This window comes from Dorea sp. 210702-DFI.3.125 (genome assembly GCF_020560945.1).
In the GTDB taxonomy this organism is placed as follows: Bacteria; Bacillota; Clostridia; order Lachnospirales; family Lachnospiraceae; genus Dorea; species Dorea formicigenerans.
In genome coordinates this window covers 216,751-239,533 of the sequence record NZ_JAJCNF010000001.1, presented here as the reverse complement: position 1 = coordinate 239,533, position 22,783 = coordinate 216,751, and the positions used below count along the sequence as shown (strand labels likewise).

At 41.6% G+C, this 22,783-nt stretch carries 17 protein-coding genes; all 17 read left to right on the top strand.

The features are described 5' to 3' along the window. Positions 1 to 63 precede the first annotated feature (63 nt). Positions 64 to 1,344 carry an NAD(P)/FAD-dependent oxidoreductase gene (locus LI164_RS01125; protein ID WP_227086615.1) on the top strand — a complete coding sequence of 427 codons (1,281 nt, stop codon included), beginning with the start codon at positions 64 to 66 and terminating at the stop codon, positions 1,342 to 1,344. Then, positions 1,341 to 3,479 carry a molybdopterin-dependent oxidoreductase gene (locus tag LI164_RS01120; RefSeq protein ID WP_227086614.1) on the top strand — a complete coding sequence of 713 codons (2,139 nt, stop codon included), beginning with the start codon at positions 1,341 to 1,343 and terminating at the stop codon, positions 3,477 to 3,479. The genes LI164_RS01125 and LI164_RS01120 overlap by 4 nt, the downstream gene beginning before the upstream one ends. A gap of 4 nt (positions 3,480 to 3,483) precedes the next feature. After that, complete coding sequence (locus LI164_RS01115; protein WP_227086613.1) at positions 3,484 to 3,996, top strand: 4Fe-4S dicluster domain-containing protein; 513 nt, start codon at positions 3,484 to 3,486, stop codon at positions 3,994 to 3,996. Between the two features lie 24 nt (positions 3,997 to 4,020). Further along, positions 4,021 to 4,893 (top strand): DMT family transporter, encoded by an 873-nt coding sequence (locus LI164_RS01110; protein ID WP_005332926.1) that lies wholly within the window; start codon positions 4,021 to 4,023, stop codon positions 4,891 to 4,893. A gap of 52 nt (positions 4,894 to 4,945) precedes the next feature. Next, positions 4,946 to 5,326 (top strand): RidA family protein, encoded by a 381-nt coding sequence (locus LI164_RS01105; protein ID WP_040015462.1) that lies wholly within the window; start codon positions 4,946 to 4,948, stop codon positions 5,324 to 5,326. A gap of 331 nt (positions 5,327 to 5,657) precedes the next feature. Beyond that, positions 5,658 to 6,941 carry an ATP-binding protein gene (locus LI164_RS01100; RefSeq protein ID WP_005332924.1) on the top strand — a complete coding sequence of 428 codons (1,284 nt, stop codon included), beginning with the start codon at positions 5,658 to 5,660 and terminating at the stop codon, positions 6,939 to 6,941. Beyond that, the gene (gene ppk1 / locus LI164_RS01095; RefSeq protein ID WP_227086612.1) at positions 6,934 to 9,039 is read left to right on the top strand and encodes a polyphosphate kinase 1; all 2,106 of its coding nucleotides are present in this window, start codon (positions 6,934 to 6,936) and stop codon (positions 9,037 to 9,039) included. The genes LI164_RS01100 and ppk1 overlap by 8 nt, the downstream gene beginning before the upstream one ends. Positions 9,040 to 9,208: 169 nt before the next feature. After that, a complete protein-coding gene (locus tag LI164_RS01090; RefSeq protein ID WP_227086611.1) occupies positions 9,209 to 11,419 on the top strand; it encodes a DNA topoisomerase in 2,211 nt (736 codons plus the stop codon). A gap of 59 nt (positions 11,420 to 11,478) precedes the next feature. Beyond that, positions 11,479 to 12,147, top strand: coding sequence for a UDP-N-acetylglucosamine pyrophosphorylase (locus tag LI164_RS01085; protein ID WP_005332919.1), 669 nt, complete (start codon positions 11,479 to 11,481; stop codon positions 12,145 to 12,147). Between the two features lie 259 nt (positions 12,148 to 12,406). Continuing rightward, the gene (locus LI164_RS01080; protein WP_227086610.1) at positions 12,407 to 13,996 is read left to right on the top strand and encodes a sodium:solute symporter; all 1,590 of its coding nucleotides are present in this window, start codon (positions 12,407 to 12,409) and stop codon (positions 13,994 to 13,996) included. 172 nt (positions 13,997 to 14,168) lie between these two features. Next, positions 14,169 to 16,157 (top strand): 2-isopropylmalate synthase, encoded by a 1,989-nt coding sequence (locus tag LI164_RS01075; RefSeq protein WP_117612634.1) that lies wholly within the window; start codon positions 14,169 to 14,171, stop codon positions 16,155 to 16,157. A gap of 212 nt (positions 16,158 to 16,369) precedes the next feature. After that, a complete protein-coding gene (locus LI164_RS01070; protein ID WP_005332916.1) occupies positions 16,370 to 17,809 on the top strand; it encodes an acyl-CoA carboxylase subunit beta in 1,440 nt (479 codons plus the stop codon). 14 nt (positions 17,810 to 17,823) lie between these two features. Continuing rightward, complete coding sequence (locus LI164_RS01065; protein ID WP_227086609.1) at positions 17,824 to 18,594, top strand: OadG family transporter subunit; 771 nt, start codon at positions 17,824 to 17,826, stop codon at positions 18,592 to 18,594. A gap of 24 nt (positions 18,595 to 18,618) precedes the next feature. Beyond that, the gene (locus LI164_RS01060) at positions 18,619 to 18,984 is read left to right on the top strand and encodes a biotin/lipoyl-containing protein (protein WP_005332914.1); all 366 of its coding nucleotides are present in this window, start codon (positions 18,619 to 18,621) and stop codon (positions 18,982 to 18,984) included. Between the two features lie 34 nt (positions 18,985 to 19,018). After that, positions 19,019 to 20,170: a sodium ion-translocating decarboxylase subunit beta gene (locus LI164_RS01055; RefSeq protein ID WP_005332909.1), complete on the top strand. Its 1,152-nt coding sequence runs from the start codon at positions 19,019 to 19,021 to the stop codon at positions 20,168 to 20,170. A gap of 40 nt (positions 20,171 to 20,210) precedes the next feature. Then, entirely contained in the window at positions 20,211 to 21,626 is a 1,416-nt protein-coding gene (locus tag LI164_RS01050) for an oxaloacetate decarboxylase subunit alpha (RefSeq protein WP_005336230.1), read from the top strand. Between the two features lie 245 nt (positions 21,627 to 21,871). Beyond that, the gene (locus LI164_RS01045; protein WP_005332906.1) at positions 21,872 to 22,774 is read left to right on the top strand and encodes a MurR/RpiR family transcriptional regulator; all 903 of its coding nucleotides are present in this window, start codon (positions 21,872 to 21,874) and stop codon (positions 22,772 to 22,774) included. Positions 22,775 to 22,783: the final 9 nt, after the last annotated feature.

Genomic DNA, 22,783 nt, shown 5'->3' with positions numbered 1-22,783 from the left:
TAGAAACTTATTAACCAAGTAGTCTTGATTGACTACATCATTATTATACTAGGAGAAATTTAGATGGAACGTTTTGCGATTGTTGGGTTTGGCTGTGCCGGATATCATGCCCTTGCCCAGATTCGGGAGAATGGCTGCGCAGCTCATATAGATGTCTACAGTGATACCGATATGCCTCCGTACAATCCGATGCTGACTACTTATTATGTGGCTGGCAGACTTCCGTACGAAGGCTTGTTCCCGTTTGGAACACTGGAAGAGATTAGAAAAAAATATCAGGCTGATTTCATCACACAGGTGAGAGTAAAACAGATTCTGGCAAAAGAAAAAATCATTATTACAGAAGATGGCAAAGAGCAGAAATATGACAAGATTCTTGTCAGTACCGGTGCAACAGCGTTTGTTCCAGGTTCTTTTGCAACACTAAAAGATGCAAACTGTATGAGAACTGTAGAAGATGCGAAAAGTTTGAGGGAAAAACTGGAAAAGAAAGACTACAAGGATGCGGTAGTAGTCGGAGCGTCCATGGTAGGAATTAAAGTGGCAGAACTTCTTTATCACAGAGGCATTCATGTGACGCTGGCAGACATGGCACCACATATTTTTGCACTTGCAGCATATCCAAAAGTTTCAGAGATAATTGAGAAGAGACTTGCAGATATAGGAATTGATATGGCTTTCGGACAGGCAATTACGAAGGCGGATGAACATACGGATGAAGAAGGAAATGTGACAGGATATACGGTATATCTTGGAGACGGAAGTAAGATTGAGACAGATCTTCTGATTTTGAATATCGGTACAAGAGCAGCAACAGGTATTTTGAATCCAGAAGAAGTTACAATTGAACGTGGAATCATCGTAAATGAAAAAATGGAAACAAGTGTTCCAGGCATTTATGCAGCAGGAGACTGCTGTCAGGGAAATAATTTACAGTCCGGACAGACGATGATCATCGGTCTCTGGGCAAATGCAGGAGTTCAGGGGAGAGTTGCTGGAAACAATATATCTGGCAAGTCAGCTCAGACAGACGGGAATATTTTACATAACATTACACATTTCCTGGACATGGATTTTATTGGACTTGGAGATAACCGCCTGACTGGTGAGGTCTATGAATATGTGAATCCCGGCAAGGGATTCTACTTACAGGCTGTCATAGATAATGGCAGACCGGTCGGGTTTAATATATTAGATAATTATGGAATTTCCGGAGTGCTAAAGGCACATTTGATCCGGATTCTGCGAGGAGAACCTTGCAGATTTACACCGGAGCAAAAAGGACAGCTCGTACATTTCGGAATCGAAGAGTATTTTATTGAGTATTTGGAGGCAGCACTATGACGGATTTAGAAAAAAGAATCAAAGCGAAGATCCCGGGACCGGACACTGGAATTGAGATCAGACGCACCATGTGTGATATCTGTTCTCCGGGAATGCATTGTGGAATCAATGCTTATGTGAAAGATGGAAAAGTCATCAAAATCGAAGGCATGGACGGACATCCCTCTAACGATGGGAGACTTTGCAGCAAAGGGCTTGCAAATCGTGAGTACATTTACCGGGAAGATCGTATCAAAACTCCACTGAAGCGGGTGGGAAAACGCGGGGAAGGAAAGTTTGAGCCGATTTCCTGGGATGAGGCTTATGCTGAGATCGCGGAACAGTTAAATAAATGCAAAAAAGATTACGGACCGGAGAGCGTTGCTTTTTATTCCGGATATTCCAAATGGTACAGACAGATACTCCGAAGACTGGCTTATGCATTCGGAAGTCCGAACTATGGCTGTGAATCCAGTGCTTGTTACACGGCCGCATTTATGGCGTGGAAAGTAGCAGCAGGTGAGCAGGCAGATGGAGACTGGGACCATTCGGATCTGTTTCTTGGCTGGGCATTTAACCCATTTTATTCCAGTTACATGCAGGCGAGACATGCCATGGAACTAAAAGAAAAGGGCCTGAAATTTATTATCGTGGATACAAGAAGAACACCGGCAACAGAAAAGCTGGCAGATCTTTTTCTACAGCCAAAGAGCGGTACCGACGGAGCACTTGCTCATGCGATTGCAAATGTTCTGATTGAGCGTGGCTGGATTGACAAGCCTTATATTGATGAATATGTGTATGGTTTTGAGGAGTATGCACAGTATGTGAAAGGATTTAATGAATCCAATATTGAGGAGATTACGGGAGTTCCGTATGCTCAGGTCGTGCAGGCAGCTGAGATGATTCGTGAGAATCCCAAAATGAGCTTTAATGAATCTTCTGCACCAATCTGCCACCATAGAAATGGTTTACAGAATTACCGTGCGATTACGGCGCTTCTTGCAATTACCGGAAACTTTGACCGGATTGGAGGTCAGATTCTGACTCCGCATACTTATATGCATGTGGCATGTGGATTCCCGACAAGAGAAGAAGAATATCTTTATGAGACAAAACCAAAGAATACAAAACTTCCTATCGGAGCCGGAAGATTTCCTCTTTGGGATTATCTGGAAGGAGAGATGCAGTCCATGGATTTGTCCAGGCAGATTCTGGAAGGTACACCGTATCCAGTAAAGGGAGTATTTGCACTTGGGTTAAATGTAAGAATGTTCCCGGAATCTAAGAAAATGTTCGAGGCACTTAGAAACCTTGAGTTTTATGTAGATACAGACTTATTTATGACAGATGCTGCAAAATATGCTGATATCGTGTTGCCAGCATGCTCTTCTTTTGAGCGTGGAGAATTCAAGCCTTACCGTGGAGGACTTGCATGGTACACCAATTCGGCGATCGAGCCGATCGGAGAGGCGAGAAGCGATGTGCAGATCTGTACGGAACTTGCCCGTGTTATGGATCTTCCAGACGAGTCGTTAAAACAAGGCTATGATTATTTTATCCAGCATTATATTCTGGATGATTATCATGTGAAAGTAGAAGACTTAAAGAAAGTCGAATTGCCAGTGAAGATCGCTGAGGTTACGCCGTATGTTCCGATGCAGGATCTGAAAAAAGGACTGAAAACTCCGACTGGAAAATTTGAGTTAAAGAGTGCGATTATTGAACAACACCCGGAATGGGGACTGGATGCATTGCCGACTTACAAAGAACCGTTGGACGATGCCGATCCGGAAAAATATCCATTTGTATTTACATCTGGATCCCGAATTCCGAATGCGCTTCACAGCAGACTGCATAAAGTACCTAGAAACCGCTCTTTGAGACCAAATCCGACTGCAGATATGAATGCACTGGATTGTGAAAAAATCGGAGTAAAAGAAGGAGATAAGATTGAAATCTCCACAGAGCGCGGTGCAATCACAGTCAAGGTAAAACCGACTATGACCGTTCCAGAAGGGCTTGTTAATCTGTTCCATGGTTATTCTGAAGCTGATGCAGAGAGTATTATGGACGAAAATCACCTGGATCCATATTCAGGATTTCCGGCATATCGGTCGACTCGGTGTATGGTAAGAAAAAAGGAGGAGGCATAACATCATGAAGAAATTTTTATTTTTTGATTCTGAAAAATGTTCTGCCTGCGGAGCCTGTGCGCTTGCATGCATGGATCAGAACGATATTGATATTCCGGCAGGAGAACAGCCATTCCGGAATACATTTACACTGGAAGAAGAGACAGGTGCATTACATTTTTATTCGGTAAGCTGTATGCACTGTGAGGATGCTCCTTGTGTTATGGGCTGCCCTTGCGGCTGCCTCTATAAAGATAAGGAGACAGGATTTACACTGTATGATAATACGAATTGCATCAGTTGTCATTCTTGCGCTATGGCATGCCCGTATGGAGTGCCGACATTCCGGGAAAATGGCAAGATGGAAAAATGTGATGCATGCATTGAAAGACAAAAAGCCGGAATGAAACCGGCATGCGTCAAAGTCTGCCCAACAGGGGCGCTTGTACTTCTGACAGAAGAAGAATTTAGGGAAAGACAGAGAATAGAGCAGGAAAAGAAAGCAAAACTGATGATGAAAAAGCAGTTCGAAAGATAAGTTGAGGAAAGGACTTTAAGGTTTATGGCAGTAGGATTTATATTTGTGGCACTTTCAGCTACATGTCTTGGTGTGATGCCCTCATTTCAGAAGCAGGTGTTACTGGATGGTTTGCCGATGAACAGTCTGATGTTCTATGTGAACTGGATTATCACACTGGTGTGTCTGGTTATGGCATTGGTAAAGAAAAGGAGTTTTAGAGCTTTGAAGATACAGATTGTCCAGTCACTTCTGATGGGTGTATTTGGACTTCTTATCACAGCATTATTATTGAATAACAGCTATCTGTATCTACCGGTTGGAACAGCGATTATGTTGAACTTTTTATACCCGTCTATTGTATGCATTGTGATGGGAATAGTATTTAAAGAAGGATTTAGCAAATACCAGATTGCGGCGATTGTTGTATCTGTGATCGGAATGGGCTTTTTAACAGGAGCAGGTGGAAATATGCCGATGATCGGAATTGTTCTTGCTGTTGCATCCGCATTCGTATATGGTGGATATCTGATTGCGAATGAAAAAGGACCGGCAAATGAATTACCGATTGAAGTGAAGCTTTTTTATGTATCACTTCCGGGAACAATTTTGTACTGTTTTATTGCTCCGATGACAGGCACTTTAGTTGCACCGCCAAAGAGCATAGATGTTGCATTTATCATTGCAGTAGGCTTATTTAATGCAGGCGGATATTTCTTTATGATGTATGGAATCAGTAAACTCGGAGCAGCAATCGCATCTTTTGTCTCCATGCTGGAGCCAATTGTCAGTGTGATTTTCAGTACACTCTGGTTCCATGATCCGGTCACGATTGGGATAGTAGTCGGAGGTGGACTTGTCATGGCAAGTATCTTGCTGATTGCCATAGACGGGGCGAAGAAGGGAAATAGTGCATAGCAATCCGGACGGATTGTTACATATAAAATTAAATTTGCAGGAGGAAACTATCATGAGTAAAAGAAACGTAAACAGTGAAAAAGCACCGGCAGCAATCGGACCATATTCACAGGCAATCGAAGTGGAAGGAACGATTTATGTGTCTGGTCAGCTCCCGATTGATGCAGCAACAGGAGAATTTGCATCAGATGAGATCAAAGGACAGACAAAGCAGTCTCTGGAAAATATTGCAGCAATCCTCAAAGAAGCAGGATGCACAATGGAGAATGTCGTAAAAACAACAGTTTTATTGCAGGATATGAATGATTTTGCAGCAATGAACGAAGTATACGCCGGATATTTCTCAGCACCATTCCCGGCAAGAGCAGCTTTCGAAGTAGCAAAACTTCCAAAAGGTGCAAAGGTTGAGATTGAAGCTGTTGCAAAACGCTAATGAAACAAATTACATGATAAGAGATAAGGAAATGCAGTTGATAGTCAGCTGCATTTTTTGTGTCCGTCAGTAAAATTAATGATGTGGGATAATGATGCGAAAATATAATTCTTGTACATTTGTTTATGGTATGTTATACTACTTTCACGCAGATAATGTTCTTATTATCTGCAAAAGTATCTAAATAATTTCAATCATTTCGGAGCCTAAGAATGATCGGGCATAAATTCCAAAGTGATGAACAGTTGAGAAACAATATAGTGCGAAATTTGCCTCCGGATATATTTACTCCTGGCTGTTGCCGTGCTATTTTGCTGGGAGGAAGGTAGAAATGAAAAAGGAAGTGTGCTATACTAAAACGAATAAGAAAAGAAGAGTAACAGGAGAGACAGGAATGAAATATGCAGATCCTTATACTCCGGGTGCAGGATTTATGCCAGGACATATTGCAGGACGAAAAGAGACACTGGAAAGAGCAGAAAAATATTTGAATACAATCGTATTAGGATATCCTCAGCAGTCCGTAATTTATTACGGATTACGTGGTGTAGGAAAGACGGTGTTGTTAAATGCAATAGAATGTAAAACGGATGATATGCCAATTTTAATGGGACATATTGAGATTGCAGAGAAAAGAAATTTTACACAGCAGATTACGAATTATTCTAAAAAATTCATTCATAAGATGAGTTTTAAAGAAACTGCGAAAGATTTTGTCAGCAGAGTGCAGGACTTATTAAAAGCATTTACAGTCACTTATAATCCAGAAGATCAGTCTTTCAAAGTTGGAATGGAAGAACGGGAGTATATTGTGACAGGAGATCTGTCGGAGGATCTGACAGATTTATTTGTTGCAATGGGAAAGATGGCTGATAAAACCGGGTACGCAATTTGTTTTTTTGTTGATGAGATTCAGTATATGAAAGAGGAGGAGATTGCGGCTCTTGTAAATGCTATCCACAGGTGTAATCAATTGCGCTTGCCTCTTATGATTTTTGGTGCCGGATTGCCTAAGATTTTGAAAACGCTTGGAAAAGTGAAATCATATTCGGAAAGACTTTTTCGTTTTGAGGAGATTGATGCATTATCAGGGCAGGATGCAAAGGATGCCATCGTAAAGCCGGCAGAGCCACTTGGCGGAAGTTATACAGAAGAAGCTTTAAGATGGATTATCAGTGAGACGCAAGGATATCCGTATTTTATACAGGAATTATGCAGTGCTATATGGGAGCATCTGAATCCGGAACAGACGGTGATAGGTATCGATGATGTAAAAGGGGCCGTTTTAAAATTTTATGAAAATCTCGACCGCGGATTTTACAGGCTTCGCTATGACCGATGTACACCAAAAGAAAAAATGTTTATTTTTGCAATGGCGAAATGTGAGAAATTACCATGTTCGATTTCGAATGTCGCTAAAATTATGGAAACAGAAGTCTCTTCAATATCGCCTTACCGGGCACAACTCATTAATAAAAGTATGATCTATGCAACGGGATATGCGGAGATTGATTTCACAGTGCCGGGGTTCGACCAGTTTTTAAAACGTCTGAATCCGGAACTTCAATTAGATGAGGTAGAGAAAGTTCAGAAAGGGGATGCAGGTGATGAGTAAGGAGCTTTTAAATTATACACAGAACCGGGAACTTTCCTGGTTGAAATTCAATCACAGAGTATTGGAAGAGGCACAGGACGAGTCGGTGCCGCTTCTTGAAAGGATGAAATTCGTTGCAATTTTCACCAGCAATCTGGATGAATTCTTTATGATTCGTGTTGGAAGTCTTTATGATATGGTGCACACAGATGCCAAGGCAAAAGACAGCCGGTCCGGCATGACAGCGCAGGAGCAGATTCAGGCAATTCTGGAAGAAGTGGCACCATTGTATAAAGAACGTGATAAGACGTATTCTGAGATAAAAAAAGAATTACATCCATATGGTGTGTGTGGGCTTGATTATAAAGAGTTGGAGCCTCAGGAAAAGAAATATGTAAAGCATTATTTTAAAAATCAGATATTACCAATTCTTTCCCCGCAGATTGTGGATGCGAATCATCCATTTCCGCATCTTTTGAATAAAGAATTGTATGTAACGGCAAGTTTGAAGATGGATAACAAAAGTATGATGGGAATTGTTCCGGTGCCACAGTTCGTGTCGGACATTTTGTGCCTTCCGGGACATGATATCCGATACATTCGTATGGAAAAGGTCATCATGGAGCATCTGAACCTGGTATTTCCGAAGTACGAAGTGTCGGAAGCGAATTATATCTGTGTAACGAGAAATGCTGATGTGTCTCCGGATGACGAGGCTTTGGAAGTGACGGATGACTTCCGGTATCTTATGCAGCAGACTATTCACAAACGCCGCCGTATGGCGGTAGTCAGACTGGAGACTGCAAATAAACTGTCTGAAGAGACACAGAAATATTTCTGTGAGAAGTTTGAGATTGAGCCGAATCAGATTTTTCGAACAAAGATGCCGATGAAATTAGATTATATTTTTGGTATCAGTGGGAATTTACCGGAAGCTATGAAACGCTCTCTGACTTATACGCCATTTTCGCCACAGAACAGTGGGCATGTGGCAGCAGGTAATGTGATGCGCCAGATAAAGAAAAAAGATATCCTGTTATTCTATCCGTATGAGAGTATGGATCCGTTTTTGCGCCTTATAAAAGAAGCGTCGGTGAATCCGGATGTTATGACGATCAAGATTACGATTTATCGTCTGGCAAAGAAAGCAAGGCTGGTAGAATATCTGTGTGCGGCAGCAGAAAACGGAAAAGAAGTAACGGCTCTGATCGAACTGCGTGCAAGATTTGATGAGCAGAATAATATTGACTGGTCTGAGCGCTTGGAAGAAGCAGGGTGCCGTGTGATCTATGGATTTGACGGTTATAAGGTGCATTCAAAGATCTGTCTTATTACTTATAGAAGCCGCGGAGAAATCCAGTATATTACACAGATTGGAACTGGTAATTACAATGAAAAGACAGCGGCAATGTATACAGATCTGTCGCTCATGACAGCAAATCCGGCAATAGGGAAAGATGCGGCAGAATTCTTTAAAAATATGTCAATTGGTAATCTGGCAGGACAATATGATTATTTGATCGTATCACCGACCAGCCTGAAGCAGAAGATTCTTTATCTGATGGATGAGGAAATCAAAAAAGGTTCGAATGGGCGGATCATTATGAAAATGAATTCTGTTACGGACGTAGATTTTATACAGAAAGTATCAGAAGCATCTCGCTCAGGAGTGAAAGTGGATCTGATCGTGCGGGGAATCTGTTGTATTTTGCCGGGTGTAACTGGTTATACGGACAATGTCCGTGTGATGAGTGTTGTCGGAAGATATCTGGAGCATCCGCGTATTTTCAGTTTTGGAAGTGGAAATGATCAGAAGATTTATATTGGATCAGCAGACATGATGACACGTAATACTGAGAAGCGTGTAGAAGTAGCTGCCCCGATACTGGATCAGGATATCTGCAGGCAGATCAATCACTATTTGAAAGTGATGTTAAGTGATAATGTAAAAGCAAGAGTTCTTGGAAGTGACGGAAAATACAGGCGTAAAGAGCAGAAAGAACTGTATATTGATTCACAGAATGTCTTTATGCAAGAGGCATTGCAGGCAAAACCGCCACAGGAATTACCAGAGAAAATTGGTTTATTGAAAAAGATTAAGAGAATTTTTCATAGATGATTATGAAAAAATGTCTGTATATATGAGTAGTAAAATAAATGTGGATATAATTGAAAACGTAAAAATACTATCAGCAAGATGGTTGAGAAGCTGTTATCAAAAGCATGATTTGAAGGATATAAAAATAATACAGGCACAGTAAAAAAAGTAAGGAGTTAACGTAATAAATATGGGGAAATCACTATATATAGCTGAGAAACCCAGTGTTGCACAGGAGTTTGCGAAGGCATTGAAGCTGAACACCAGAAGGCAGGACGGGTATCTGGAATCAGAGGATTCCATTGTGACCTGGTGTGTAGGACATCTGGTGACTATGAGTTATCCGGAGGAGTATGATCCTGCCTTGAAAAAATGGAGTCTTCAGACGCTGCCGTTTATACCGACAAGATTCAAATATGAAGTTATACCGTCGGTAGCGAAACAGTATAAGATTGTAGCAGGGCTTTTGAACCGACCGGATGTAGAGACTATCTATGTCTGTACCGATTCAGGACGCGAGGGAGAATATATTTACCGTCTGGTAGAACAACAGGCGCAGGTACATGGAAAAAATAGACGAAGAGTGTGGATCGATTCCCAGACAGAGGAGGAAATACTGCGAGGAATCCGCGAGGCAAAGGATTTAAGTGAGTATGACAATCTGGCAAGTGCTGCTTATCTGCGAGCCAAGGAAGATTATCTCATGGGAATCAATTTTTCAAGATTATTGACATTAAAATATGGAAATAGCATTTCTAATTATCTTGGAACGGATTATTCAGTTGTTTCTGTAGGGCGTGTAATGACTTGTGTTCTTGGAATGGTTGTAAGAAGAGAACGCGAGATCCGTGAGTTCATCGAGACCCCGTTTTATCGTATTCTTGCGACAATTGGAGAACAGGGTCAGACATTTGAAGGAGAATGGCGCGCAGTAAAGGGTTCCAAGTGGTTCGAGTCATTTGATCTATATAAGGAAAATGGATTTAAAGAGCGCGAAAAGGCGCAGCAGGTCATAGATTATCTGACGCAGGAACAACCGGTAACAGGTCAGATTGCGTCTATTGAAAAGAAAAAGGAAAAGAAAAATCCACCGTTGTTATTTAACTTGGCGGAGCTGCAGAATGAATGTTCGAAACGCTTTAAAATCAGTCCGGATGAGACACTGAAAATTGCGCAGGAACTTTATGAAAAGAAATTGACGACCTATCCGAGAACCGATGCGCGTGTGCTTTCCACGGCTGTGGCAAAAGAGATACATAAGAATCTCAATGGACTTATGAAATATGAGCCGGCAGTTTTGTTTTTACAGGAGATTGTAGGATTCGGAAGTCATAAAGGTCTGGCGAAGACAAGATATGTCAATGACAAACAGATTACCGATCACTATGCCATTATTCCAACCGGACAAGGCATGAGTGCGCTAAGTGGACTTTCCTGGACGTCACGGGCGGTCTATGATGTAATCGTAAGACGATTTTTAAGTATATTTTATCCGGCGGCGGTTTATCAGAAGGTTGCCATTACAACAAAGGTAAAAGAAGAGTCTTTCTTTGCAAGCTTTAAAGTACTGGCAGAGCCTGGCTACTTAAAAGTTGTGGGAGTTCCGGGAGAAAAGAAGGGAGAATCTGGCAGCGCTGCAGGAGCAGAAGACAGAAATGTAAGTGGAAGTGTGACTTCCGCAGAAACAGGTGATGGTTCCGGTGATAACAATTCGGGTGACAATGGTGACGGTAACGAAGATATGGCATCTTCCCAGGCATTTTTTGAAAAAATCCAAAGCCTGAAAAAAGGGATGACTCTCCCAATCCAGGGAATGGAGATTAAGGAAGGAAAGACATCTCCACCGAAACGCTATAATTCCGGTTCCCTGATCCTTGCTATGGAAAATGCAGGACAATTGATTGAAGACGAAGAGCTTCGCGCACAGATTAAAGGAAGTGGAATCGGAACCAGTGCGACCAGAGGTGAAATCCTAAAGAAGCTTTTTAACAATAAATATCTGGCACTCAATAAGAAGACACAGATTGTCACACCGACCATGCTTGGAGAAATGATCTATGATGTGGTTGACCATTCTGTACGGTCGCTTTTGAATCCGGAGCTGACAGCAAGCTGGGAGAAGGGACTGACCTATGTGGCTGACGGAGATATCACCTCTGACGAGTATATGATGAAACTGGACCGCTTTGTGTCCAGCCGCACGGAAGGCGTCAAAGGACTGAATAATCAATATCAGCTCCGCGCCTGTTATGACCGGGTTGCACCGTTTTATAAGAATGAGAAGCGGACGACGAAGTACGCAAAATCCGGGCGTGCAAAGAGTGGAACAAAGACCGGTGCAAAATCGGGCAGTAAGTCTAGTGGAAGAAAGAGTACAAAGACAGTAAATGCCAGCAAATAGGTACAATAAAAAAGATTAAAAAAAATAATAAGTAAACTGTGAGCAGGAGGAGTTTAGAAATGTTCGAAGAAATGACAGTAGCAAAGATGTATAATCTTAATGAGACAATTGCAAAGGATATCTTTGAAGGAGTGACTTACCCATGGGAAGTACTTCCGAAGATCAGTGATTTCATTGTAAAACTGGGAGAGACACTTCCGGCAGACGAGTATGATAAAGTAGGAGAAAATGTGTGGATTGCAAAATCTGCAAAAGTATTTGAATCAGCATATATCCACGGACCGGCAATCATCGGAAAAGATGCAGAGGTTCGCCACTGCGCATTTATCCGTGGCAATGCAATTGTAGGAGAGGGAGCCGTAGTCGGAAACTCTACAGAACTTAAGAATGTTATACTGTTCAATAAAGTACAGGTTCCACATTACAACTATGTTGGAGATTCCGTACTTGGATACAAAGCACATATGGGAGCAGGATCTATCACTTCCAATGTAAAATCAGACAAGAAACTGGTCGTAGTAAAATCGCCAGAAGGACAGATTGAGACCGGAATCAAGAAATTCGGAGCCATGCTCGGTGATGAAGTAGAAGTTGGCTGCGGAACAGTATTGAATCCGGGAAGTGTAGTCGGAAGCCACAGCAATATCTACCCGCTGTCCAGTGTCAGAGGATTCGTACCTGCAAACAGTATCTACAAAAAGCAGGGTGAAGTAGTAGAGAAATATTAAAAATCCGCATGTATCCAATTATATAAAAACACAGAAAGAGGCTGTACACGATTGTACAGCCTCTTTCTGTGTTTTTAGAAATATCTGGCATGGGAAGGCAGTGCCCCAAAAAACGGAAGAGGTGACAGAAAAAACAAGTTCTCTGTATTGACAATACATTTCCCGTATGGTATTGTATAAAAAGACTTTAACACTTTAAAGCGCAACGGTTTAAAGTAACAAATTTAAACAAAAGACTAGTTATTTGGAGGAATGAGAGATGTCAAAGGAAGTATTATGTATTATCTTGCTTGTCGTGTTCTTTGCGATTATGATCTATGTCGGATTTTATTCCAGAAAGCATGCGACAGATGTGAATGGTTTTGTTCTTGGAGGGCGTGGCGTTGGTCCGTGGCTGACGGCTTTTGCATTTGGAACGTCATATTTTTCAGCTGTTATTTTTGTAGGCTATGCGGGACAGTTTGGATGGAACTTTGGTCTTGCCAGTACATGGGCGGGGCTTGGAAATGCATTTATCGGGTCATTGCTTGCATGGAATGTGCTTGGAAGAAGAACCCGTATTATGACACAGCATGTAGATGCTAAGACGATGCCGGATTTCTTTGGTAAGAGATTTGACAGTGTGCCGCTTAAGGTAACGGCATCAGTCATTGTATTCATTTTTCTGATTCCGTACACGGCGTCCTTATACAATGGACTTTCCAGTCTCTTTGGACTTGTGTTTGATATTCCCTACTGGTTTGTTATTTTAATTATGGCGGTACTGACTGGATTCTATGTTATTTTCGGTGGATACATGGCAACGGCGATCAATGATTTTATTCAGGGAATCATTATGCTGTTTGGAATCTGCGCAGTAATCGGAGCAGTACTTGCCGACAATGGAGGATTTCAGGAGGCAACAAAGGCGTTGGCTTCTGTGACAGGCGACGCGGGCTGGCAGGGAGCATACACCGCATTTCTTGGACCGGATCCGCTGGCGCTTTTATTTGTGGTAATTCTGACTTCCCTTGGAACATGGGGGCTGCCACAGATGGTCGGTAAATTTTATGCCATTAAGAGCGAGAAAGATATACATAAAGGAACGGTTATATCCACAGTGTTTGCCATTATTGTTGCCGGAGGCTGTTATTTCCTTGGAGGATTCGGAAGACTGTATGCAGATAAAGTAACCATCAATCCAACCACCGGGAAACCGCTGTTTGACACCATTGTGCCGACCATGTTATCTACACTTCCGGCACTTGTCATAGCGGTGGTCATTGTGCTTGTATTATCCGCATCTATGTCCACCCTTTCATCACTGGTGCTGACATCAAGTTCTACATTTACACTGGATGTGATCAAGCCTGCATCTAAGAAAGAAATGTCTGAGAAAAAGCAGGTGTTTGTTATGAGAATGTTTATTGTATTTTTTATTTTTGTATCGGCAGTGATTGCAATCTTTAAAGATGCACATCCGGAAGTAACATTTATCGCACAGATGATGGGAGTTTCCTGGGGCGCTCTTGCAGGATCATTTTTGGCACCGTTCTTATATGGATTATACTGGAAAGGCGTGACAAAAGCTTCTGCATTTGTTTGTTTTATATGGGGGTGTGCGGTAGCAGTAATCCAGCTTGTCATTACACTTGGAGGAGTTGATGTGAGCGGCTGGGGACCGGTACTTGGATACATTTTCAAATCTTCAATCAATTCCGGTGTGATCGCTATGGTTGGTGGACTTATTCTTGTTCCGGTTGTAAGTCTCTTTACAAAGAAACAGGAGAAGAAAGTAATCGATGATCTGTTTGCATGTTATGAAGAGAAAGTTATGACGACAAGAAAAGAAGCTCTTGAGGATGAGTAAAAAATGACAGAAAAATTGAGCCTTGAACTCAAAAAAGCATAAGGATATTAAAAAAAATCAAGGAAAGTGATTAAATATGTCACTTTCCTTTTTTTTATTCCTGTGTTAGTATGAGTGAGTCTTAAAAAAAGACAACTAATTTGATGAAAATTAATTTGGAAGGGTGATAGATATGAATAATTTTGAAAAGTACGAAAAGACTTATTTTATGCCACCGGTCGTCACATATGATTGGGTGAAGAAGACAGAGATTGAAAAACCGCCGGTATGGTGTAGTGTTGACCTGCGAGATGGTAACCAGGCGCTGATCGAGCCAATGAGTCTTGAGGAAAAGTTGGAGTTCTTCCAGATGTTAGTAGATATCGGATTTAAGGAGATTGAGGTTGGATTCCCGGCAGCATCCGATACCGAGTACAAGTTCATGAGAACGCTGATTGAGAAGAATATGATCCCAGATGATGTGACCGTTCAGGTACTGACTCAGGCAAGAGAGCATATTATTAAGAAGACATTTGAAGCTGTTAAGGGTGCGCCTCATGCGGTGATCCATCTGTACAACTCCACATCTGTTGCACAGAGAGAGCAGGTATTCAGAAAAAGCAAAGAGCAGATCAAGAAGATTGCAGTCGATGGAGCAGAATTACTTCTGAAGCTGGCAAATGAGACAGATGGTAACTTTACATTTGAATACAGCCCGGAGAGTTTCTCTGGAACAGAGGTTGATTATGCGGTCGAAGTTTGTAATGCAGTCTTGGACGTATGGAAACCAAGTGCGGACAACAAGGCAATCATCAATATTCCGACAACCGTTGAAAATGCGATCCCACATGTATTTGCATGCCAGTTAGAGTATGTAGATAAAAATCTGAAATACAGAGATAATGTTGTATTAAGCCTTCATCCACACAATGACCGTGGTTGTGGTGTTGCAACTGCGGAACTTGGAATTCTGGCAGGAGCTGACCGTATCGAAGGTACATTATTTGGAAATGGAGAGCGTACCGGTAATGTAGATATTGTGACATTAGGTTTAAATATGTTCTCTCACGGAGTAGATCCAAAGCTTGATTTTACTGATATGCACCATATTCGCGAAACTTATGAGAGACTGACAAGAATGCATGTCTATGAGCGTCAGCCATATGCAGGAGATCTGGTATTTACAGCATTTTCAGGATCACATCAGGATGCTATTGCAAAAGGAATGGCGTGGAGAGAAGAGAAGAAGTGCGATACATGGACAGTTCCATATCTGCCGATCGATCCACAGGATGTTGGAAGAAAATACGATTCAGATGTTATCCGCATCAACAGCCAGTCTGGTAAAGGTGGTGTGAACTACATTCTGAAACAGAGCCATGGAATCAATCTTCCAAAAGAGATGCGTGAGGAAGTCGGATATCTTGTGAAAGGTATTTCTGACCGTGCACATAAAGAGCTGACTCCGGAACTTGTATATCAGATTTTCTCTGATAATTACATTAATACAAAACCGGTATTCCATATTGACGAGTGTCATTTCAAACAGGTCAATGGAATTACAGCTGAGGTTACGATCAATCATGAGAAAGAGAGCCAGGCCATCACCGCAACGGGTAATGGACGTTTGGATGCGGTCAGCAATGCAATCAAACAGTATTTCAACGTCAGCTATGAACTGAGCTTTTACGAGGAACATTCTCTGACAAAAGGATCATCCTCCAAGGCTGTTGCATATGTTGGTATAATCTGCCAAGGAAAGACATTTTGGGGTGTTGGAATTGACGCCGATATTATCAAGGCATCCATTGAGGCACTCACAGTTGCAGTTAATAAGCTGGAAGAGATTGGAAATTCCAATACATGTAAAGACGCACGTATGATTGAAATTATGAATTATATTCAGGAGAACTATATTGATATTACATTAGATGACCTTGCTGAGAAGTTCTTCTTGTCTAAACCATACATTTCCAAATACATTAAGGAGAAATCCGGCGTCACATTTGGAGAACTGGTAAAGAAAATCCGTATGAAGAAAGCAAGAGCACTTCTTAAGAGCAGCAATATGACAGTGGAAAATATTGCATTATCTGTCGGATATCAGAATGTGGAGCATTTCAATCGATTGTTCAAAAAGGCATATAATATGACTCCAATTCAATTTAGAAATGAAAAATAAACAGAATTTATAGACCTATAAAAGCGGTTTTGAGCTAATTGCCCAAACCGCTTTTTGATTTTTAACAAAAGTCATAAATAATTAACAAAATTTGTCAAATCCTTAACAAATATGCCTTGTAGGCGTTGCCATTTTTCGGTAAAAAAGTTATAATAAATTCGGCGAAATTTTGGTATAACCATATTTTAATAAAGAAAATGGAGGGCTAAATTATGGGCAACATGGCAACAGAAAATGCAGCAGGTAATCGCATTGAACAGTTACTTGATGCAGGCAGCTTTGTTGAAATCGGCGGAGCAGTAACAGCCAGAACAACAGATTTCAACATGCAGGAAAAGAAAACTCCGGCAGACGGTGTCATTACCGGTTATGGAGTGATCGATGGTAATCTGGTATATGTGTACAGCCAGGACGCTTCAGTATTGAAGGGATCAATTGGTGAGATGCATGCCAGAAAGATCGCGAACATTTATGATATGGCAATGAAGATGGGGGCTCCTGTTATTGGACTTGTAGATTGTGCAGGTCTCAGACTTCAGGAGGCAACAGACGCACTTGAGGCATTTGGAACATTATATTTAAAACAATCACTTGCATCAGGAGTAATTCCACAGATTACAGCAATTTTCGGAACCTGTGGCGGAGGCTTGTCCTTAGTACCAGCTCTTACAGATTTTACATTTATGGAAGAAAAGAATGCGAAGTTATTCGTAAATTCTCCGAATGCGATTCCAGGAAATACAGTAGATAAATGTGATACATCTTCTGCAAAATTCCAAAGTGAAAAGACAGGTCTTGTAGATGGTGTCGGAACAGAAGAAGAGATTCTTTCAGAGATTCGTACATTAGTAAGCATTTTACCATGTAATAATGAGGAAGATGCATCATACACAGAATGTTCAGATGATCTGAATCGTGCATGTTCAGAGATTGAAAATGCAACAGAAGATACAGCAATAGCCCTTGCTGAAATCGCAGATGATCATGTATTCTTTGAGACTCAGAAGAATCATGCAAAAGACATGGTAACAGGCTTTATTCGTTTGAATGGTATGACAGTTGGTGCTGTTGCGAACAGATCTAAAGTTTATGATGAGAATGCAGAAGTTGTAGAAGAGTTTGATGGAGCACTTTCTGCAAGAGGCGCAAGAAAAGCAGCCAGATTTGTAGAGTTCTGTGATGCATTTAATATTCCGGTTCTTACACTGACGAATGTATCAGGATTTGCAGCAACTATGTGTGCAGAAAGAAGCCTTGCAAAGGCAGCAGCAAAATTAACTTATGCATTTGCAAATGCAACTGTACCAAAAGTTAACGTTGTAATCGGAAAAGCATTTGGAAGTGCTTATGTGACAATGAACAGTAAATCTCTTGGTGCTGATATGGTCTATGCATGGCCGACAGCAGAAATCGGAATGATGGAAGCAGATCTTGCAGCAAAAATTATGTATGCAGATGCTGATGCTGAGACAATCAACGAGAAAGCAAAAGAATATGCCGAGCTTCAGTCCAGTCCGGTTTCCGCAGCAAGAAGAGGTTATGTAGATACAATTATCCAGCCTGCTGACACTAGAAAATATGTCATCGGAGCATTTGAGATGTTATTTACAAAAAGAGAAGAAAGCCCGATGAAAAAGCATGGAACAGTTTAGAGAGGTGAGGCAAAGTGAAGAAAAAGATTAGCTTATTGCTCTGCCTGATGATGACCGCAATCGTATGCCTGACAGGATGTGGTAAGACACAGACTACTTTGGAATATGATGAGGCAATGATCGAGCAGGAGACAGAGTTTCTGATAAACTACTGCCAGAATGTAGACAGTGATACACTGGCACAGTGGAACGACCAGAACGAATTCAGCAAAGAGTATCAGTTCATGATGTCTGGATTGAAGTTCACACCGGACAGCTTTGATGGCGCAGTTGACAGCTGGCAGGCAGGAATCAAAGAATGCGGTGAGTATGTCGGACATGGAGATTATACATTTGAAGCGAAAGATGATGAGCTGACAGTATCTGTACCGGCACAGTTCAAAGATCGTGATGCTACGATTGAATTTGTGTTTGATAAAGATTTATACCTTGAAAGTATGACAGTCAGTGCGAAGTTCTCACTTGGAGAGATTATGGAAAAGGCAGGCTTAAATACACTGCTTGGAATGGGAACTGTATTTGCAGTACTGATCTTCATTTCATTCCTGATTTCTTTGTTTAAATACATTCCGGCAATCCAGAATGTATTTGGCAAGAAAAAAGATGAGAAGAAAGATGAAACGAAAGCGGCTGTAAGTGAGACAGTCGAAGAAGTGGATGAAACTGATGATCTGGAATTGATTGCTGTTATTTCAGCAGCAATTGCAGCAGCAGAAGAGACAACGACAGATGGATTTGTTGTCCGCAGCATTAAGCGCCGTCCGTCAAATAAATGGAATTCATAGTGAGTAATTAAGGAGGATATCAGAATGAAAAATTATACAATTACAGTGAATGGTAATGTTTATGATGTAACAGTAGAAGAGACAGGAGCAGGCGCAGCACCTGCACCAGCTGCACCGAAAGCAGCACCAAAAGCAGCTCCAAAGGCAGCACCGAAAGCGGCAGCAGGAGCAGCCGGATCTATTGAAGTAAAAGCAGGAGCAGCCGGAAAAGTATTCAAACTTGACACTACTGTAGGTCAGGCAGTGAAGAAGGGTGATGCTGTTCTTACAATCGAGGCAATGAAGATGGAAATCCCAGTTGTAGCACCGGAAGATGGAACTGTAGCAAGCATCAACGTAGCTGTTGGTGATGCAATCGAATCCGGAGCAGTATTAGCAACATTGAAATAATACTGCCGACACATATACGACTGGAGGTTAAGAAATGGAATATATAACAACAACATTAGGAAACCTCGTGCATCAGACGGCGTTTTTTAGTCTTACATGGGGCAATGTGGTCATGATTGCGGTGGCTTGTTTCTTCTTGTACCTGGCAATCAGACATGGATTTGAGCCTCTGCTTCTTGTGCCAATTGCATTTGGTATGCTGCTTGTAAATATCTATCCGGATATTATGTTGCATGCAGAGGATGCATCAAATGGAACGGGTGGACTTCTCTACTATTTCTATAAGCTGGATGAGTGGTCAATTCTTCCGTCACTGATCTTCCTTGGAGTAGGTGCGATGACAGACTTTGGACCGTTGATTGCGAATCCAAAGAGTTTCCTTCTTGGAGCAGCAGCACAGTTCGGTATTTTTGCTGCATACCTTGGAGCAATGTGCATGGGATTCTCCGACAAGGCAGCGGCAGCAATCTCAATTATTGGAGGAGCAGATGGACCGACATCTATCTTCCTCGCAGGTAAACTGCAGCAGACGGCGATCATGGGACCAATTGCAGTGGCGGCCTATTCTTATATGTCACTGGTGCCGATTATTCAGCCACCGATTATGAAATTACTTACAACGGAGAAAGAACGTAAGATCAGAATGGAACAGTTAAGACCTGTATCTAAACTCGAGAAGATTCTCTTCCCGATTATTGTTACAATTGTAGTCTGCGTCATTCTTCCAACAACAGCACCACTTGTAGGTATGTTGATGCTTGGTAACCTGTTCCGTGAGTCAGGTGTCGTTAGACAGTTGACAGAGACAGCATCCAATGCATTGATGTATATTGTAGTTATCCTGCTTGGTACATCAGTAGGAGCTACAACAAGTGCGGAAGCATTCCTGAACTTTGATACATTGAAAATCGTTGTGTTAGGTCTGATCGCATTTGCATTTGGTACAGCAGCCGGAGTTGTATTTGGTAAAATCATGTGTGCGTTTACACATGGAAAAGTAAACCCTCTGATTGGTTCAGCAGGAGTTTCCGCGGTTCCTATGGCTGCGCGTGTATCTCAGAAGGTCGGTGCAGAGGCAGATCCAACGAACTTCCTTCTGATGCATGCAATGGGACCGAACGTAGCTGGTGTTATCGGTACTGCCGTAGCTGCAGGTACATTCATGGCAATCTTTGGAGTAATGTAACAGTCAATATTGTAATTGACAATATATGGAGGAAATTATAATGGCAGAAATTGAAAAAAAACCAATTAAGATAACGGAAACAGTTCTGCGTGATGCGCATCAGTCTTTGATCGCTACTCGTATGACTACAGAGCAGATGCTTCCGATTGTGGAAAAGATGGACAAAGTTGGATATCATTCTGTAGAGTGCTGGGGTGGTGCTACATTTGATGCATCTCTTCGTTTCCTGAAAGAAGATCCATGGGACAGACTTCGCAAATTCCGTGATGGATTTAAAAATACAAAATTACAGATGTTATTCCGTGGGCAGAATATCCTTGGATATCGTCCATATGCTGATGATGTGGTAAGATATTTTGTGCAGAAATCTGTTGCAAATGGAATAGATATTATTCGTATTTTTGACTGCCTGAATGATCTTCGCAACCTTCAGACAGCAGTAGATGCAGCAAATGAGGAAAAAGCAGAGGCGCAGGTAGCTCTTTCTTATACACTTGGTGATGCTTATACACTGGATTACTGGGTAGAGACAGCGAAGAGAATTGAGGATATGGGAGCAAGTTCTATCTGTATCAAAGATATGGCCGGACTTCTTGTACCATACAAAGCAACAGAGCTTGTACAGGCATTGAAAGAAGCTGTAGATCTTCCGATTCAGCTTCATACCCACTATACGTCAGGAGAGGCGTCTATGACTTACTTAAAGGCTGTAGAGGCAGGGGTCGATGTAATTGATACTGCAATGTCACCATTTGCACTTGGAACATCACAGCCGGCTACAGAGGTTATGGTTGAGACATTTAAGGGAACTCCTTATGACAGCGGACTGGATCAGAACTTACTGGCAGAGATTGCTGATTACTTCAGACCGATTCGTGATGAGGCTCTTGAGAGTGGACTTCTGAATCCTAAGAACTTAGGTGTTAATATTAAGACACTTCTTTATCAGGTACCGGGAGGAATGTTGTCTAACCTGACTTCCCAGTTAAAAGAACAGGGAGCGGAGGATAGATTCTACGACGTACTTGAGGAGGTCCCAAGAGTTCGTAAAGATCTTGGTGAACCGCCACTTGTAACACCATCTTCACAGATTGTAGGTACACAGGCTGTATTTAATGTGCTGATGGGAGAACGCTACAAAGTTGCAACACAGGAGACAAAAGACATCTTAAGTGGAAAATATGGTAAGACAGCAAAACCATTTAATCCAGATGTCGTAAAGAAAGTTCTTGGAGATAATCCGGAAGTTATCACTTGCCGTCCGGCAGATTTGATTCCGGATGAGCTTGACACACTCAGAAAAGAATGTGCTCAGTGGATCCAGCAGGATGAAGATGTATTATCTTATGCATTGTTCCCACAGGTAGCAACAGAGTTTTTCAAATATCGTCAGGCACAGCAGACAAAGGTCGACCAGACAATTGCTGATACTGAGAATGGAAGTTATCCAGTATAGCAGAATATAAAATAATGAAAACGGGCGGAAAGTCAAAGATGCATTTATGCGGAAGATTTTCCGCCTGTTTTATTATGCTGGCTTAAAAAAGATATCAGAGGTGCGCAGTAGAAGTATTTAAGGCAGATTTGAGATAGATTAAGATAGAATTAAGATAGATGATTGAGATAGATAGGATTAATGGTTGAAGATTTCTCTTTTACATCTTATAATAGAAACGATGTAATAGAAAAGGAAGACGCTATATGGGAACACAAAATGAATTAGTGCAAAGATTAGAAGACGGATATAACAAGTTCAGTAAAGGGCAGAAAAAGCTGGCAGATTTTATCCGTGAAGATTATGATAAAGCAGCATTTATGACGGCTGCAAAAATGGGTGAAGAGGTTGGAGTCAGTGAATCGACAGTTGTAAGATTTGCAACAGCTCTTGGATATGAAGGTTATCCCCAGTTTCAAAGGGCGCTTGGCGAGATGGTCCGTACAAAACTTAATTCCATTCAACGAATGGAAGTGACGTATGGACGGATCAGTCAAGGAGAGATTCTAACATCGGTTCTACAGTCGGATATAGAGAAGATAAAGCTGACAATGGAAGGAATTGACCATGAGGCGTTTGAAATGGCTGTAGACACGATTCTGAATGCAAGGCGAGTATATGTAGTCGGAATACGAAGCTGTGCACCACTTGCAAGCTTTCTGTCTTTCTATCTCAATTTGATTTGCGATAATGTGACAGCGGTTCATACGAACAGTTCCAGTGAAATCTTCGAGCAATTGCTGCGAATTGATGAAGAAGATGTGATTATTGGGATTAGTTTCCCGAGATATTCTATGAGAACGCTTAAAGCATTGGAATTTGCAAGCAACAGAAAGGCTAAGGTAATCACGATTACGGATAGTGTACATTCGCCGATGAACCTGTATTCTTCCTGTAATTTGATTGCAAGAAGTGATATGGCTTCGATCGTAGATTCTCTTGTAGCACCACTTAGCGTGATCAATGCTCTTGTGGTGGCACTCTGCATGAAGAAGCAGAAAGAAGTAATCACTACACTGGAGGCGCTGGAAGATATCTGGGATGAGTATCAGGTCTACAGTGGAGATGAACTGAATATGGTAGGCGATACAGTCAAAATGAATGACTAGAATAAGAGG

What these genes read in the sequence shown, in the direction of transcription:
- LI164_RS01085 (WP_005332919.1), top strand. Translation starts at nt 11,479, where the DNA reads ATGTTCGAAGAAATGACAGTAGCAAAGATGTATAATCTTAATGAGACA.
- LI164_RS01055 (WP_005332909.1), top strand. Translation starts at nt 19,019, where the DNA reads ATGGAATATATAACAACAACATTAGGAAACCTCGTGCATCAGACGGCG.
- LI164_RS01070 (WP_005332916.1), top strand. Translation starts at nt 16,370, where the DNA reads ATGGGCAACATGGCAACAGAAAATGCAGCAGGTAATCGCATTGAACAG.
- LI164_RS01090 (WP_227086611.1), top strand. Translation starts at nt 9,209, where the DNA reads ATGGGGAAATCACTATATATAGCTGAGAAACCCAGTGTTGCACAGGAG.
- LI164_RS01110 (WP_005332926.1), top strand. Translation starts at nt 4,021, where the DNA reads ATGGCAGTAGGATTTATATTTGTGGCACTTTCAGCTACATGTCTTGGT.
- LI164_RS01050 (WP_005336230.1), top strand. Translation starts at nt 20,211, where the DNA reads ATGGCAGAAATTGAAAAAAAACCAATTAAGATAACGGAAACAGTTCTG.
- LI164_RS01045 (WP_005332906.1), top strand. Translation starts at nt 21,872, where the DNA reads ATGGGAACACAAAATGAATTAGTGCAAAGATTAGAAGACGGATATAAC.
- LI164_RS01100 (WP_005332924.1), top strand. Translation starts at nt 5,658, where the DNA reads ATGAAAAAGGAAGTGTGCTATACTAAAACGAATAAGAAAAGAAGAGTA.
- LI164_RS01105 (WP_040015462.1), top strand. Translation starts at nt 4,946, where the DNA reads ATGAGTAAAAGAAACGTAAACAGTGAAAAAGCACCGGCAGCAATCGGA.
- LI164_RS01115 (WP_227086613.1), top strand. Translation starts at nt 3,484, where the DNA reads ATGAAGAAATTTTTATTTTTTGATTCTGAAAAATGTTCTGCCTGCGGA.
- LI164_RS01075 (WP_117612634.1), top strand. Translation starts at nt 14,169, where the DNA reads ATGAATAATTTTGAAAAGTACGAAAAGACTTATTTTATGCCACCGGTC.
- LI164_RS01060 (WP_005332914.1), top strand. Translation starts at nt 18,619, where the DNA reads ATGAAAAATTATACAATTACAGTGAATGGTAATGTTTATGATGTAACA.
- ppk1 (WP_227086612.1), top strand. Translation starts at nt 6,934, where the DNA reads ATGAGTAAGGAGCTTTTAAATTATACACAGAACCGGGAACTTTCCTGG.
- LI164_RS01080 (WP_227086610.1), top strand. Translation starts at nt 12,407, where the DNA reads ATGTCAAAGGAAGTATTATGTATTATCTTGCTTGTCGTGTTCTTTGCG.
- LI164_RS01120 (WP_227086614.1), top strand. Translation starts at nt 1,341, where the DNA reads ATGACGGATTTAGAAAAAAGAATCAAAGCGAAGATCCCGGGACCGGAC.
- LI164_RS01125 (WP_227086615.1), top strand. Translation starts at nt 64, where the DNA reads ATGGAACGTTTTGCGATTGTTGGGTTTGGCTGTGCCGGATATCATGCC.